This is a genomic window from Achromobacter agilis, assembly GCF_900496965.1.
GTDB classification, from domain to species: Bacteria; Pseudomonadota; Gammaproteobacteria; order Burkholderiales; family Burkholderiaceae_B; genus Achromobacter; species Achromobacter agilis.
Genome location: NZ_UFQB01000004.1, coordinates 1 through 14,745, shown reverse-complemented (window position 1 = coordinate 14,745; position 14,745 = coordinate 1). Strand labels below are relative to the sequence as shown.

At 65.9% G+C, this 14,745-nt stretch carries 12 protein-coding genes and 1 tRNA gene; 10 read left to right on the top strand and 3 right to left on the bottom strand.

Features of this window, described 5'->3' with window-relative positions; all coding sequences use genetic code 11:
* The first annotated feature begins 8 nt into the window (after positions 1–8).
* The 3 genes from AGI3411_RS05885 (at position 9) to AGI3411_RS05875 (ending at position 3,683) form a co-directional block, all read left to right on the top strand.
* Positions 9–914 carry a dihydrodipicolinate synthase family protein gene (locus tag AGI3411_RS05885; RefSeq protein WP_129526467.1) on the top strand — a complete coding sequence of 302 codons (906 nt, stop codon included), beginning with the start codon at positions 9–11 and terminating at the stop codon, positions 912–914.
* A gap of 37 nt (positions 915–951) precedes the next feature.
* A complete protein-coding gene (locus AGI3411_RS05880) occupies positions 952–1,932 on the top strand; it encodes a Bug family tripartite tricarboxylate transporter substrate binding protein (RefSeq protein WP_129526466.1) in 981 nt (326 codons plus the stop codon).
* Between the two features lie 164 nt (positions 1,933–2,096).
* A complete protein-coding gene (locus tag AGI3411_RS05875) occupies positions 2,097–3,683 on the top strand; it encodes an EAL domain-containing protein (RefSeq protein WP_129526465.1) in 1,587 nt (528 codons plus the stop codon).
* 15 nt (positions 3,684–3,698) lie between these two features.
* Here AGI3411_RS05875 and AGI3411_RS05870 read toward each other — a convergent pair whose 3' ends face one another.
* Positions 3,699–4,547 (bottom strand): IclR family transcriptional regulator, encoded by an 849-nt coding sequence (locus AGI3411_RS05870; protein WP_129526464.1) that lies wholly within the window; start codon positions 4,545–4,547, stop codon positions 3,699–3,701.
* Positions 4,548–4,719: 172 nt separating this feature from the next.
* Between AGI3411_RS05870 and AGI3411_RS05865 the strand changes: the two genes are divergently transcribed.
* Genes AGI3411_RS05865 through AGI3411_RS05850 form a run of 4 tightly spaced genes read left to right on the top strand, consistent with a single transcriptional unit; the run spans position 4,720 to position 8,989 of the window.
* Positions 4,720–6,372 carry an MFS transporter gene (locus AGI3411_RS05865; protein ID WP_129526463.1) on the top strand — a complete coding sequence of 551 codons (1,653 nt, stop codon included), beginning with the start codon at positions 4,720–4,722 and terminating at the stop codon, positions 6,370–6,372.
* Between the two features lie 15 nt (positions 6,373–6,387).
* Positions 6,388–7,350, top strand: a complete 963-nt coding sequence (locus AGI3411_RS05860) for a carbon-nitrogen hydrolase family protein (RefSeq protein ID WP_129526462.1) — start codon at positions 6,388–6,390, stop codon at positions 7,348–7,350.
* A gap of 3 nt (positions 7,351–7,353) precedes the next feature.
* Positions 7,354–7,971 carry a flavin reductase family protein gene (locus tag AGI3411_RS05855; RefSeq protein ID WP_129526461.1) on the top strand — a complete coding sequence of 206 codons (618 nt, stop codon included), beginning with the start codon at positions 7,354–7,356 and terminating at the stop codon, positions 7,969–7,971.
* A 52-nt stretch (positions 7,972–8,023) separates the two neighbouring features.
* Positions 8,024–8,989, top strand: a complete 966-nt coding sequence (locus AGI3411_RS05850) for an OmpA family protein (RefSeq protein ID WP_129526460.1) — start codon at positions 8,024–8,026, stop codon at positions 8,987–8,989.
* Between the two features lie 58 nt (positions 8,990–9,047).
* Here the strand turns inward: AGI3411_RS05850 and AGI3411_RS05845 are convergent.
* Positions 9,048–9,138, bottom strand: a tRNA-Ser gene (locus tag AGI3411_RS05845).
* A gap of 296 nt (positions 9,139–9,434) precedes the next feature.
* On the opposite strand from AGI3411_RS05845, the gene AGI3411_RS05840 reads away from it, so the two are divergent.
* From AGI3411_RS05840 to yaaA, 3 genes are all read left to right on the top strand, one after another.
* Positions 9,435–10,664: a cation:proton antiporter domain-containing protein gene (locus tag AGI3411_RS05840; protein WP_129526459.1), complete on the top strand. Its 1,230-nt coding sequence runs from the start codon at positions 9,435–9,437 to the stop codon at positions 10,662–10,664.
* A 105-nt stretch (positions 10,665–10,769) separates the two neighbouring features.
* Positions 10,770–11,552, top strand: a complete 783-nt coding sequence (locus AGI3411_RS05835; protein WP_129526458.1) for a 3-hydroxybutyrate dehydrogenase — start codon at positions 10,770–10,772, stop codon at positions 11,550–11,552.
* Between the two features lie 15 nt (positions 11,553–11,567).
* Positions 11,568–12,338 carry a peroxide stress protein YaaA gene (gene yaaA, locus AGI3411_RS05830; protein ID WP_129526457.1) on the top strand — a complete coding sequence of 257 codons (771 nt, stop codon included), beginning with the start codon at positions 11,568–11,570 and terminating at the stop codon, positions 12,336–12,338.
* Between the two features lie 19 nt (positions 12,339–12,357).
* On the opposite strand, the gene AGI3411_RS05825 is transcribed toward yaaA, so the two are convergent.
* The gene (locus tag AGI3411_RS05825) at positions 12,358–14,580 is read right to left on the bottom strand and encodes an FUSC family protein (RefSeq protein ID WP_129526456.1); all 2,223 of its coding nucleotides are present in this window, start codon (positions 14,578–14,580) and stop codon (positions 12,358–12,360) included.
* Positions 14,581–14,745 lie beyond the last annotated feature (165 nt).

Here is a 14,745-nt window from a genome sequence, read left to right as displayed (position 1 = left end):
GAGACCGCATGAGCACCGCTGCTCCCGGCCGCCCGCAGGGCGTCTATTCCCCCGTGCTGACTCCCTTCAACGCGGACCTGTCGCCCAGCGCGCCGCGCTTTGTCGAGCATTGCCGCGCCTTGCTCGGGCAGGGCGCGGGCCTCGCGATCTTCGGCACCAACTCCGAGGCCAATTCGCTCACCGTGGCCGAGAAGCGCGGGCTGCTGGACGCCTTGCTGGAGGCGGGCTTGCCCGCCGGGCGCATGATGCCGGGCACGGGCGCCTGCGCCTTGCCCGACGCGGTGGAACTCACGCGGCATGCCGTCCAGGCGGGTTGCGGCGGCGTGCTTATGCTGCCGCCGTTCTACTACAAGGGCGTCAGCGACGAGGGCCTGTTCCGCGCCTTCGCGCATGTGATCGAGCAGGTGGCAGACGAACGCCTGCGCATCTATCTCTATCACATCCCGCCCGTGTCCGGCGTGCCGATCAGCCTGGCGCTGATTGAACGCTTGCTCCGCGAATTCCCCGGCATCGTCGCGGGCGTCAAGGATAGTTCGGGCGACTGGGCCAACACGGCCGCAATGCTGCGCGACTTCCAGCCGCGCGGTTTCGATGTGTTCGCCGGCACCGAGACGGTGCTGCTGGATACGCTGCGCGCGGGCGGCGCCGGCTGCATCACCGCTACCGGCAATGTCAACGCGGGTCCCATCGTCGAACTCTATCGCCGTTGGCGCGAAGACGGCGCCGACGACCGGCAGCGCGCCTTGAACGAAACCCGCGCGGTTTTCCAGTCCTATCCCATGATTCCTGCCATGAAGGCCGCGATCGCGCAGCGCCGCGGCGATCCGGAATGGGCCGTCGTGAGGCCGCCGCTGGTGGAATTGAACAAAACCCAGGCGGCGCAGCTGGCGCAACGGCTGGCAGCCCTTTCATAACCAGTCGCCGGCGACAGACCGGCACGAGGAGACAAGAATGCAACGCAGGCAATTCATCACCGGCGCCGCGGCGCTGGGGGCGGCGCTCGTACTGCCGGCGGCAGCCCGGGCGCAGGACATGCCGTCTGGGCCGGTGAAGATCGTGGTGGGATTCCCGGCGGGCGGGGGCACCGACGTGCTCGCGCGCTTGCTGGGCCAGAAACTGGGCGTGATGTGGAACATTCCCGTCATCGTCGAGAACCGCGCGGGCGCGGCAGGCATCATCGCCGCCGAGCAGGTCGCCCGTCAGCCCAACGACGGCAACACGCTGCTGATGGCGCACGTGAACAGCCACGGCATCGCGCCCGGGCTGCAACCCAAGCTGGCCTACTCGGTCGACCGCGACTTCTCGCCGATCGCCCTGGTCGGCAAGACGCCCACGATCCTGATCGGCGGCGCGGCGCAACCGGCCAAGACGCTGCCGGAACTGGTCAAGCTGTGCCGGGCCCAGCCCGGCAAGATCGTCTTCGGCTCGGCCGGCAGCGGCTCGGCGCAGCATCTGGCGCTGGAAATCTTCAAGGCCCGCGCGGGCATCGACGTGCTGCACGTGCCCTACAAGGGCTCCGCGCCGTTGATGAACGACCTGATGGGCGGCCACGTCCAATACTGCTTCGAAGGCATGACCACTGCGACGCCGCTGCTGCAATCCGGCAAGGTGATCGCGCTGGCGCAGACCCTGCAGCAGCGCTCCAAGAGCCAGCCGGACGTGCCTACCGTGGCCGAGCAGGGCTATCCGGGTTTCGAGGCCAGCATCTGGTTCGGGATGGTGGGGCCGGGCAGCATGCCGGGTGCCATGGTCCAGCGCATGAACCAGGATATCGACAAGGTCCTGGCGATGGCCGACGTGCAGGAAAAACTGGCGCAGGTGGGCGCGGAGGACGGCGGCGGCAGCGTGCAGCGCTTTGCCGATTTCATGAAACAGGAACAGCAGAAATACGCCAAGACCATCAAGGACGCGAAGATCGTCGCAGAAAGCTGAGCATGCCGCCTGAAGGCGGCAGAAAGTGCCCTGCAGCGCCCCCTCATGGGGGCGCTTTTGCGTTCGGGCGCATTCCGGGCAAAAAATCACGGAGACACGTGTCCCTTCAAGAGTGTAAAAAGATATAACTTCGCCAGGTTGGCGATCCCAGGGGGCAGGCTTCGATGCCGCGCAAGTATGTAATCGGAATCGCCATCGCTTTCGCCGCCGCCGCGGCATTGCTGCCCATCGGATTCGCGCTGCACATGTCGTGGTCGCGCGCCGTCGCGGTAGAGCAGCGCGACCTGGAAGCGCAGGCGCAGCGGACCCTGAAGCACGCGCAGGCCCTGCTGGACCAGACCGTCGTGATGCTGCGCAGCCTGAACGACATGCCGTTTGAACCCTGTTCGCCCCAGCACATCCGCTACCTGAGGGCGCAGGCCCTGCAGGACCGTGCCGTCGACGAACTGGCCTATGTGGCCGGCAAGCGCGTCAGGTGCACGACTTGGGGCGTTCCCGGCTACGAGGAACCCCTGGTTCCTTCCCTGTTCGACCTGGCCAATGGCGGCCAGTTGGTGCTGGACGCGGTGCCTGTCGTCAGTCCGGGCATCCGCATGGTGGCCGTGCGCTATGGCGATTACAGCGCCTTGCTCGAGCCCGGACGCTTCACCGAAAAGGGGCCCGCCGACGGCGTCCAGCTGGCGGTGGTTCTGCCGGGCGTGGGCATGCTCGGAACCCGCAACCACCCCGACCTGGTGCTGGTGTCCCAGGCGTTGAACGGGGGCGAGCTCAATATCGATGAAGCCTACCTGACCGCCGTCGCCCGCAATGACGACCTGGCGGTCGTCCTACTGGAGCCGCAAAGCAAGGCGCTGGGCGCGTTGCGGCGCGAAAGGCTGCTCTGGCTGCCGATGGGTGTGCTGGCGGCCGCGTTGATGATCGGGCTGGTGGTCTGGCTATCGCGCCGGCGCCTGTCGATCGCGGGCGAACTCGCCACCGCCGTCAGGCGGCGGGAATTCGCCGTCCATTACCAGCCCATCATCGATCTCCAGACCGGCCGGTGCGTCGGCGCGGAAGCCCTGGTGCGCTGGATCCGGCCCGGCGGCAAGACCCTGCGGCCCGACCTGTTCATCTCGATCGCCGAGGAGAGCGGGCTGATGACCCGCATCACCGAAGAGGTGTTCCGCCTGGTGATCCGGGACATGGAGGATCTGCTCGCCCGGGACCGCGGCGCGCACATCGCCGTCAACCTGAGCGCGGGCGACCTGAAAGACGGCAAGGCGCTGCGCGTGCTGCAGCGCATGCTCGAAGGCACGGCCATCGACGCCCGGCAGATCTGGCTCGAAGCCACCGAACGTGGGTTCATGGACGTGGACAAGGCGTGCAGCATCATCGCGCAGGCCCGGGAGCAGGGGCATGCGGTGGCTATCGACGATTTCGGCACGGGCTACTCCAGCCTGTCGTACCTGCAGCGCCTGCCGCTGGATACGCTGAAGATTGACAAATCCTTCGTCGACACCATTGGCACGGACTCCGCGACCCACAAGGTGACGGACCACATCATCGACATGGCGAAATCGCTGAATCTGCTGACCGTGGCCGAAGGCATCGAGCGCCAGGAGCAGGCCGACCACCTGAAAGCCCGCAACGTGGATTTCGGCCAGGGCTGGCTCTATGGCAAGCCTATGCCGGCGCTGGAGTTCACCGCCTACTACCGGAAGAACGTAGCCAGCACGCCGCCGCCGCGCCGGCTGCCGGACGCGGGGGGCTGAGCCGGGGGGCTGCGTTCAGCCGTCCTGCGGCGCTACCCAGCCGGCCGTGGCCGAGATCGAGCAGGCCTTCTCGCTCAGTAGCCGCGCGGTGTCGGACTGCAGGTCGTCGTCGATGGCGCCCACCGGGCCCATCAGCGTGATCGCGGCCTTCATTTCGCCCAGCATGTCGAAGATGGGCGCCGACAGCGACGTGAAATGCGGCAGCAGCGCGTCGCGGCAGCGGCTGAGATGGTGCTTGCGCACCTCGTCGCGGATGGCCTGCACGTCCTGGGGCGTGTAGGAGTTGCCCGCCGCGCCGCCATGCCCTTCGGACAGGGGCGAAGCCATTTCCTGTTCCAGCAATTCGCGCGTGCTGGCTTCCGGAAGATGGGCCAGGAAGTTCCGGCCAAGCGCCGACGACAGCAGCGGAAGCACGCTGCCCACGCGCAATTCCAGCAGGGGGCGGCTGCGGCTGCCCTCCACCCGGTAGACGATGGTGGGGCCCTTGTTGCCCCATACGCCGAGGAACACGGTATGGCCGGTGATCGCGGCCACTTCGGCCATGATGGGCCGGGCCGTCGTGAAGACGTCGAACTGCTCGAGGGCCGCCAGGCCCAGCCGCAGGGCATAAGGCCCCAGGCCGTAATGGCCGGTGTCCGTGTGCTGCTGCACCACGCCCACCTTCTGGAAGCTCACCAGGTAGTAATGGACGTTGGGCACCGTCAGGTCACAGGCGTCCGCGATTTCCTTCAGGGGCATCGGGCGGCCGGTCTTGCGGATCACGTCCAGGATCCGGAACCCCACTTCGATCGACTGGATACCCCTGCGCGCGGTGGCTGGCGTCTGTTCTGCGTTCTTTTCGACCTTGCCGGCGGGCCTAGCCATGACTGCCTCCACTGTGTTTCTGGCGGGAGTGTAGCAGCGGCGCTGATCGGCTCCGCCCCGGGGCGGGATGGGGTGCGCCGGGTTTTCCCTAGCTTTTTCGTGTCGGGATTTAAGTTTGATAATAGTTAATGACTACAGCAATATCAATCTAAAACGATTGGGGAAAGCAAGCATGGAAGCGAATGTCGCAATGCAGCGCATCGGCGCAGAGCAGACGCTCAGCCGGAAAGAGGAACGCCAGGTGGTGGTCGCCTCGACCTTGGGCACCTTGTTCGAGTGGTATGACTTTTTCATCTACGGGACCCTGGCCGTCTTCATGAGCCAGGTGCTGTTCCCGCAGGACAATCCCACCGTCGCGCTGCTGGCCGCGCTGGGCGCGCTGGCCGTGGGCTTCATCATCCGGCCGCTGGGCGCAGTGATGTTCGGCTACCTGGGCGACAAGCTGGGCCGCAAGTACACCTTCCTGATCACCGTGGTGATGATGGGCGGCGCGACCGTGCTGATCGGCTGCCTGCCCACTTACGAATCGGCGGGCCACCTGTCGTGGATCCTGCTGCTGACGCTGCGGGTCATCCAGGGCCTGGCCGTGGGCGGCGAGTACGGCGGGGCGGTGATCTACGTGGCCGAGCACTGCGAACCCAAGCGCCGCGGACTGCTGACGGGCTGGATCCAGATCACCTCGTCGGCGGGCCTGATCCTGTCGCTGATCGTGATCCTGTGCACGCAGGCCGCGATGAGCGCGGAGGACTTCCGCCAATGGGGCTGGCGCCTGCCGTTCATCCTGTCGATCGTGATGTTGGCGATTTCGATCTACGTGCGCGCCAAGCTGCACGAATCGCCCGTGTTCACGAGGATGAAGCAGCAGAACCGCCTGTCGAAGAACCCGGTCAAGGAAACCTTCGGCCAATGGCCGAGCCTGCGGCTGGTGCTGCTGGCGCTGATCGGCGTGACCGCCGGCCAGGGCGCCACCTACTTCACCGGCCAGTTCTACGTCATGATCTTCATGCAGCAGGCCGTGCAGCTGGACCAGACCAGCGTCTACACGCTGATCCTGATCGGCTTCATCATCGGCGCGCCGACCTTCGTGCTGTTCGGCTGGCTGTCCGACCGCATCGGCCGCAAGTGGATCATGATGGCGGGCCTGTTCGTTGCCGCCCTGGGCTACCACTCCATGTTCGACGCGCTGCTCAAGGCGGGCAATCCGGCCCTGGCGCAAGCCATGCAGAGCACGCCGGTGCGCGTGCATGCCGACGTGAGCGGCGGCGCTTGCGATTTCGGGCTGCAGGCCGCGATGATCGGCAACCATGCCGACCACAAGAAAGTGTGCGTGCAGGCCAAGAAGTTCCTGGTCGGCAAGGGCATCAACTTCGAATACGCCGCGCCGCTGCCGGGCCAGGAGATTGCCATGAGCGTGGGCGGCAAGACCGTCAACGGTTTCGACCGCGCAGGCTACACCGCCGCGCTGACGGCCGCCGGCTATCCTGACCGCGCCGATCCCGCCCGGGTCGACAACACGGCCATCGTACTGATCCTGGTGCTGATGACCGCCGTCGTCGCCATGGTGTATGGTCCGGTCGCATCCTATCTGGTGGAATTGTTCCCGGCCCGTATCCGCTATACGGCGCTATCCTTCCCGTACCACATCGGCGCCGGCATCTTTGGCGGCATCGTGCCCTTTACCGCGACCTACCTGGCCCAGGCCAGCGGCAATATCTTCGGCGGCCTGATGTACCCGGTCGCCGTGACGGCGGTGGTCGGCGTGATCGGCAGCCTGTTCCTGCCGAACACCCGCGCCAAGGCCATCGACGAAGACCCGGCACACTGAATAGAGAGGAGAGACATGTCCGCGCAACAAAGCTTCAAGGCTGCCGTCATCCAGGCAGCGTCCATTCCCACCGACAGCATCGCCTGCGCCCAGAAGGCGGCTTCCCTGATCCGCCAGGCGGCGGAGCAGGGCGCCCGGGTGCAGGTGTTCCCCGAGGCGTTCCTTGGGGGCTATCCCAAGGGCAACTCCTTCGGCGCGCCGATAGGCATGCGCAAGCCGGAAGGCCGCGACGCCTACGCCAGCTACCACCGCCAGGCGGTTCGCCTGGACGGCGAGGAAGTGGCGCTGATCGCCGAGGCCGCGGCCGAAACCGACAGCTTCGTGGTGATGGGCTGCATCGAGGCCGACGGCGGCACGCTGTACTGCACAGTGCTGTATTTCAACGGCCGGCACGGGCTGGCCGGCAAGCACCGCAAGCTGATGCCCACGGCGGGCGAACGCCTGATCTGGGGGTTCGGCGACGGCTCGACCCTGCCGGTTTTCGATACCCCCTACGGCAAGATCGGCGCCGTCATCTGCTGGGAAAACTACATGCCGATGCTGCGCATGTACATGTACAGCCAGGGCGTGGCGCTGTATTGCGCGCCCACCGCCGACGACCGCGATTCCTGGATCCCCAGCATGCGCCACATCGCGCTGGAAGGGCGCTGCTACGTGCTGACGTCGTGCCAGCACCTGCGCCGCGACGCCTACCCCGACGATTTCGAATGCGCGCTGGGCGACAAGCCGGACACGGTGCTGATGCGCGGGGGCAGCGCCATCATCGACCCGCTGGGTGAAGTGCTGGCCGGCCCGGATTTCTCGGGCGAGACGATCCTGTACGCGGACATCAACCCGAACCAGATCCTGCGCGGCAAATATGATTTCGACGTCTCCGGCCACTATGCGCGGCCCGACGTTTTCCAGTTACAGGTCGATACCCGCGCAAAGCGCGCCGTTTCCGCCATCGACACCGCCGGCCAGCAGCAGGAGGCTTGATTCATGCATTTCGATTTCAGCGCCTTGCCAGCGCAGACGGTCTACAACGTGCTGACGTCGACCGTCACCCCGCGTCCGATCGCATGGGTCACCACGGTATCCGGCAAAGGCGTCGTCAACGCGGCGCCGTTCAGCTTTTTCAACGTGATGGGGCATCAGCCGCCCACGGTCGCCATCGGGCTGATGCGCCATGCCAATGGCGAACTGAAGGATTCCGGCGCCAACATCATCGAGAATTGCGAGTTTGTCGTGAACCTGGTCCCGGAGTCCCTGGTCCAGCAGATGAACCAGACCTGCGCGGACTATCCGCCGGACGTGGACGAACTGGCGGCGGCCGGCCTGACGGCGAAGCCGGCCATCCATGTGCGTCCGCCCCTGATCGCGGGAAGCCCGGTGTCTTTGGAGTGCGTCAGCCAGGCGACGGTCGTGACCGGCCCGCGGCAGATCGTGGTGATCGGCCGCGTGCTGGGCGCGCATGTCGATGACGCGTATGTGCAGGACGCCGCGCGCGGCTACGTGGATACGCCCGCCATGGCGCTGATCGCGCGCATGCACGGGGGCGGCTGGTATGCTCGCAGCTCGGACCTGTTCCAACTGGCCCGGCCGACGGCGCTGGTCTGAAGGAGAACACGTCTCTCATCCCTGGATTTCATCGCAAGGAGGCCTGGCCCCGATGGCATGCACTGCAAGAAGCGTTCTTCTCGCCCTGTTGGGCGCAGCACTGACGGCGGCCGCGCTGCCGGGCCACGCGGAAGACGTGGCGGGGTCCAAGGACCATCCGATGGTGGGGCGTTTCGCGGGCGCGGAAATCAAGGCCTACCAGCAGCTGGATTACGACGAGGCGGTGATGCCCGACCAGGCCATCCCCAAGGAGTCCGAGGCCAAGACCTTGGCGCTCGAAGGCAAGGTCACCCGTATCGGCTACCGCATCGACGGCAGCAAGTCCGCGCTGGAGGTCTACCGCAATTACCAGGACACCCTGCGGGCGGGCGGTTTCAAGACCGTGTTCGAGTGCAAGGGCGACGAGCAGTGCGGCGGCGATTTCCAGTCCTTCGTCTTCAATAGCGGCAAAGTCAGCCGGCCAGGCGTGGGCGATGCCGTCTTCGGCGGCAAGTACTATGTCGCGCTCGCCAAGAAAGACGCGCCGTCGGGCGACGTCTATGCGTTCCTGGACGTGATGCAGGACGAGTCCAACAAACGGACGCCCGTGTTCCTGCAGGTGGTCGAGGCCAAGGCCATGCAGACGGGCCAGGTCAGCGTGCCCGACGCGGCGGCCATGCAAAAGGCGCTGGCCGCGTCCGGGAAGGTTGCCGTCTATGGCGTGTATTTCGATACCGACAAGGCCGACGTCAAGGCGGAATCCAAGGCCGCGCTGGACGAAATGGGCAAGCTCCTGCAGGCCGACGCCGCGCTCAAGGTCTACATCGTCGGCCATACCGACAACCAGGGCAGCCTGGCCCGCAATATGGAACTGTCGCAAAAGCGCGCGGACGCGGTGGCCAAGGCATTGGCCGAGTCCTACCAGATCCCTGCCAGCCGGCTGTCCGCGAAGGGCGTGGCGTCGCTCGCGCCCGTGGCGTCCAACGATGCCGAAGAGGGCCGCGCCAAGAACCGGCGGGTGGAACTGGTCAAGCAATAGGCCGGCGCCCCGGAAAGCAAAAAGGCCAATCCCGGAGGATTGGCCTTTTTTTGAATACTGGCGGAGAGGGTGGGATTCGAACCCACGGTACGGGGATACCGTACGCCTGATTTCGAGTCAGGTACATTCGACCACTCTGCCACCTCTCCTTTCCACTACTGGGGTTCGAAAACGGCGGAAAAATTTGCGTTAAAAGAACCAAAAGAACTATCTACTGGGTCATTCAACGATTCGTTCCACAAAAGATCCCTGGTCGGAAGGATCTTCGTTGTCGAAGTAGCGAAGCCCGCAATTCTACAGGATTTTTTTCGTTTGTGTAAAGGGGTGCCTGAAACGCACGCATAGCGGGTTTCAACTGACTTCCGGCGGCGGCAATCTTTGCCCAGAATCTCCAACATGCCGCCGGCCTTCGTCCGTTTCGGCGTTCACCCGGACTCCACCGCCCATGGACCTGATCCTCATTCTCCTGCTTGCGGCCGTGCTTTGCGTGCCCATTACCCAGCAGCTGGGCCTGGGCGCCATTCCGGGCTATCTGATCGCGGGCATCCTGGTGGGGCCGTCGTGCCTGAAGCTGGTCACGAACGTCGACACGATGATCGGGGTGTCCCAGTGGGGCGTGGTGATGATGCTGTTCATCATCGGGCTGGAGCTTTCACCCAAGCGCCTGTGGGCCATGCGCAACGAGGTCTTCGTGCTGGGGTCGATGCAGATGCTGGTCTGCGGCCTGCTGCTGGGGGTGGCGTTCGGCGCGGCGCTGCGGCACCTGGCCGGGATGGGATGGCAGGCGGCGATACTCTGCGGCCTGTCGTTGGCGCTGTCCTCCACGGCGGTGGCCTTGCGCCTGCTGGAGGAGCGCGGGCTGACCCGGATGCCGCTGGGGCGCTCGGCCCTGGGGCTGCTCCTGTTCCAGGACATCGCCGCGATTCCCATGCTGGTGGTGGCCGGCCTGCTGGGTTCGGACGGCACGTCGACGCCGTCCTTCAAAGAGGCGCTGATCGCCGTGGTCGTGGTCGCCATCGCCTACCGCCTGCGGCTGCTGGGCTGGGCGGCCAAGGCGCAGCTGAACGAACTGTTCACCGCCGCGGCGCTGCTGATGGTGGTGGGCGCCGCCCAACTGTTCGACTATGCCGGCCTGTCGGCGGGCCTGGGCGGATTCCTGGTGGGCGTGCTGATGGCCGAATCCCGCTATCGGGACGAACTGGAAAAGGCGATCGATCCGTTCAAGGGCCTGCTGCTGGGCCTGTTCTTCGTGGCCATCGGCATGTCCGTGAACCTGAAGGTGGTGGCGCACCACTGGATCTTCATCATCGTCGGCGTGGCCGTGTTGCTGCTGGTCAAGGGCCTGGTGCTGTACGGCTTCGCGCGTTTCCTGGGCCTGCCCCGCTACCACCGCCTGCTGTTTGCCGTCGCCCTAGCGCAGGGCGGCGAATTCAGCTTCGCCATCTTCAACGAAGCCTGGGACAACCACCTGGTGGACCTGGAACAGCGCGACGTGCTGTCCGTGGTCGTGGCGATCTCGATGGGCGTGGTGCCGGTGCTGATCAAGCTGCTGGAGCGCATCCCCGAGAACCGGGGCGGCATGGCGGACCTGCCCGCCGCCGAACCTCCCGCAACCGACCCTCCCGCCGCCGAGGCGCCTCCCTCCGGCCCCCAGGACAAGCCGCCCGCCGCTTGACCCTTTCAGCGGTACGGACATGGCATGATCGCCGTCGTGCCGGGCAGCTACACTTGTCGCCTGCTTTGCTTCCCGTCCTACGTGCCAGATCACAGGAGAACGCTCATGCTTAAAGGAAAAGTCGCCCTTGTCACCGGTTCCACCAGCGGCATCGGTCTGGGTATCGCCACGGCCTTCGCCCAGCAAGGCGCCGATATCGTCTTGAATGGTTTCGGCGACGCCGCGGAAATCGAGAAAGTCCGCGCCGGGCTGGCCGACAAGCATGGCGTGAAGGTGATCTATGACGGGGCCGACCTGTCCAAGGGCTCGGCCGTGCGCGATCTGGTCGAGAACGCCGTGCGCCAGCTGGGCCGCATCGACATTCTGGTCAACAACGCCGGGATCCAGCACACCGCGCAGATCGAAGACTTCCCCGTCGAGAAGTGGGACGCGATCCTGGCGCTCAACCTGTCGGCCGTGTTCCACGGCACCGCCGCCGCGCTGCCGCACATGAAGAAGCAGGGCTTCGGCCGCATCATCAACATCGCATCGGCGCACGGCCTGGTGGCCTCGGCCAACAAGTCGGCCTACGTGGCCGCCAAGCACGGCGTGGTGGGCCTGACCAAGGTCACGGCGCTGGAAACGGCCGGCCAGGGCATCACCGCCAACGCCATCTGCCCGGGCTGGGTCCGCACCCCGCTCGTGGAAAAGCAGATTACCGCGCTGGCGGAAAAGAACGGCGTGGACCAGGAAGCCGCCGCGCGCGAGCTGCTGGGCGAAAAGCAGCCGTCGCTGCAATTCGTGACGCCGGAACAGCTGGGCGGCACCGCCGTGTTCCTGGCCTCGGACGCCGCCGCGCAAATCACAGGAACGTCCGTCTCGGTCGATGGCGGCTGGACGGCGCGCTGAACAAAGGAACCCGCAATGCTGTTTTTGCTTTCTCCCGCCAAGAAGCTGGACTACGACTCGCCGCTGCACGTCGAGACCCATACCCAGCCGCTGTTCGTGGACCAGGCCGCCGGCCTGATCAAGGTGCTGAAGACCAAGTCGGCCGAGGACATCTCCGAACTCATGAGCCTGAGCCCGGCCCTGTCCGAGCTGAATGTGCAGCGCTACGCCCACTGGAAGCGCAGTTTCACGCAGGCCAATGCGCGCCAGGCGGTGCTGGCCTTCAATGGCGACGTGTACGAAGGCCTGGATGCGGCCACGCTGTCGGCCAGGCAGCTGGATTGGGCGCAGGATCACGTGGCCATTCTCAGCGGCCTGTACGGCGTCCTGCGTCCGCTGGACCTGATGCAGCCGTACCGTCTGGAAATGGGCACGCGCCTGGCTACGCCCAAGGGCAAGAATCTGTACGAGTACTGGGGCTCGTCCATCGCCGACTACCTGAACGAACGGCAGGCGGGCCAGAAGGCGCCGGTGATCATCAACCTGGCGTCCGAGGAATACTTCAAGTCGGTCGACCTGAAGGCCTTGAAGGCGCGCGTGGTGCAGTGCGTGTTCCAGGACTGGAAGAACGGCGCCTGGAAGGTCATCAGCTTTCACGCCAAGCGCGCGCGCGGCCTGATGGCGCGCTACGCGATCCAGCACAAGGTGTCCAAGCCGGAAGGCCTGCAGGGTTTCGACCTGGAAGGCTACGCCTACGACGCGTCCGCTTCGTCGGCGGACAAGCTGGTTTTCCGCCGCAAGGTCTGAAGCGCCGCGGCGACAGGCCTCACGCCGCAGCCGCCACCGGCGGCGCGTGCGTGGGGTCGTCCAGGGCCTGCAGTTCCTGCCGGATCATGTGGGCCGCCTTGAGCATCTGCTTCACCGGATAGACCAGCGCCGCCTGCTCCCCTTCCGTCTCGAACTGGGTGGGCAGGTTGGCGGGGGCCTGGGCGCGTTTTTCGTCCAGCAGGTCCACCATGCCGGTCAGCGCCCGCTGCACGGCGTCGGGCGTGGTGGGCAGGGCGGCCAGGATGGGGATCGCCGCCGTGATCTGCGAGGCCAGGATGTGGTTCTGGATCAGCAGATTGTTCAGCTCGGGCACGCTCACCTGGTGCGATTTGGGCTCGCTCATCATCCGGTAGAAGGCCTCGGCGAAATTGCTGAACGAGATGTGCACATTCTTGCGGGCCAGCCGCCAGGCGAGGTCGGCGTCCGTGACCGCCGGGGTTTCGCCGGCGGCCGCGCCCACCGGGGCGCCGTGGGCCTGCATGGCCTCGACGTAGCGCAGGCCCGCCACCAGGTATTCGCGGTTGGCGCGCGTGGCCGCCGCCGCCAGCGGCTTCAGGTAGCGCGCTTCCCACCAGGGCAGGATATAGCTGCAGATCAGCGCCAGCGCGCAGCCCAGCAGCGTGTCGATGGCGCGTTCGCCGATCACCGATATGGAAACGGTGCCCGGCGATACGAAGTGGAACACCAGCACCACGAACAGTGTGTTGAAAATGGCGCTGGCCATGTAGTTCAACTGCACGAGGCTGTTGCCCATGATGCAGGCGCCCAGCAGCACGGCAAACAGGATTTCGGGCCGGTCGGTCAGGTGGAACAGCAGCAGGGCGCCGAGGCAGCCGATCAGCGTGCCCATCAGCCGCCAGCCGTTGCGCTGGCGCGTCAGCGCGAAACCCGGCTTCATGATGATGACGATGGTCAGCATGATCCAGTAGTCGTGCGCGGAGAACTCCGGCGATAGCCAGCGGCTGGCCAGGGTCATGGCGATCGCGGCGGCGGCCGTCACGCGCAGCGCGTAGCGGAAATGCGGCGAGTCCAGGCGCAGATTGCTGGTCAGCAGCCCCACGCGGAACTCCTGGCGCGAGATGAAGCGCGTGAGCGACTTGTTGATGCGCAGCACGTCGGTGGGTTTGGCGTCCGGCGAGGCGGCCGTGTGGTCGGCCAGCCGGTCCACGATGCGCGCCGAATTGCGTAGGCGGCGCAGCACCTGGATGATCAGCGCCAGCATCTCGGGCTCGCGCTCGCCCAGGCCCTGCTGCTTGAGCTGTTCGATCTCGTATTCGATGGCGCGCAGTTCGGCCTTCGCGCTGCTGCGGTACTGCACCTGGCGCCCGCGCGACACGTCCAGTGCGATGCGGTTGAGCTCCAGCGACATCTTCACCAGCGCATCGCGCATGAACATCAGGCAGTCGTTGCCGGCCAGCGCGCGGCGCAGCGCGGCGTAATCGGTATGGGTGGCCACCAGCGTATCCAGGAGCTGCAGCATGTCCACGAACATGTTCCAGATCATCACGCGCTGGCGGTCGCCCAGGCCTTTGCCGCGGGGCAGGGCGCGCAGCACCATGTCGCGCGCCGCCTGGTGCTTTTCCGTCATGACGGACTGGCGCTGGATCAGCGTGCGATAGGCCTCGTCCAGGTCCGCCGTATCGTCGTAGAAGCTGGCGCGGGCGGCGACGTAGTCGGCGGTGGCGAACAGCGCCACCGACATGGCCTGCTGTTCCTCGCGCAGCCAGAACAGGCGCGAAAAGCCCAGGCTGAACACCACATAGAAGAGCGCTCCGCCCAGCGTGGCCGCGGCGTGCGCCAGCACTTCGTGGGGCGCGAGCGGCGAGTGCATCGTCAACGTCATCAGCAGCAGGCCGGCGAAGCCGATCAGCCCGCCGCGTTTGCCGAACACGGTGAACATGGAATAAACGAAGCACTGCACGATGACCGCCAGCCAGATCAGCACGGGGTGCGTGGACGCCAGCCCGGTGATGACGACGGTCAGGGTGCCCAGCGCCGCGCCGCCCAGCATTTCGTTGGTGCGGTGGCGCTGCGGGCCGCCGGGCTGGTCGATGATGGCCAGGCACTGCGCGCCGAAGGTCGCCACCAGCCCCGTCGTGTAATTGCCGAAGATGCCGCCCAGCACCAGCACGGGCAACAGCATCCCCACCCCCTGGCGCACCCCCCCGAAGAAGTAGTGGCTGTAGAGGAAGCGGCGGATGCTGGCAATGCGCAAATCCATATGACGGCGGCTCGGTTCTGGGCGACGCCACAAGTATATAGAGGGGCGGATGAGAATTTTTGCCGCCGGGCCGCCCCAAGGCAAAAACTGTATGGACCGGGGACATGGGTAACAGGTGTACGAGGACATGGGTGACACTTTTCCGGGTTAGGTGCCCGGGAGAGT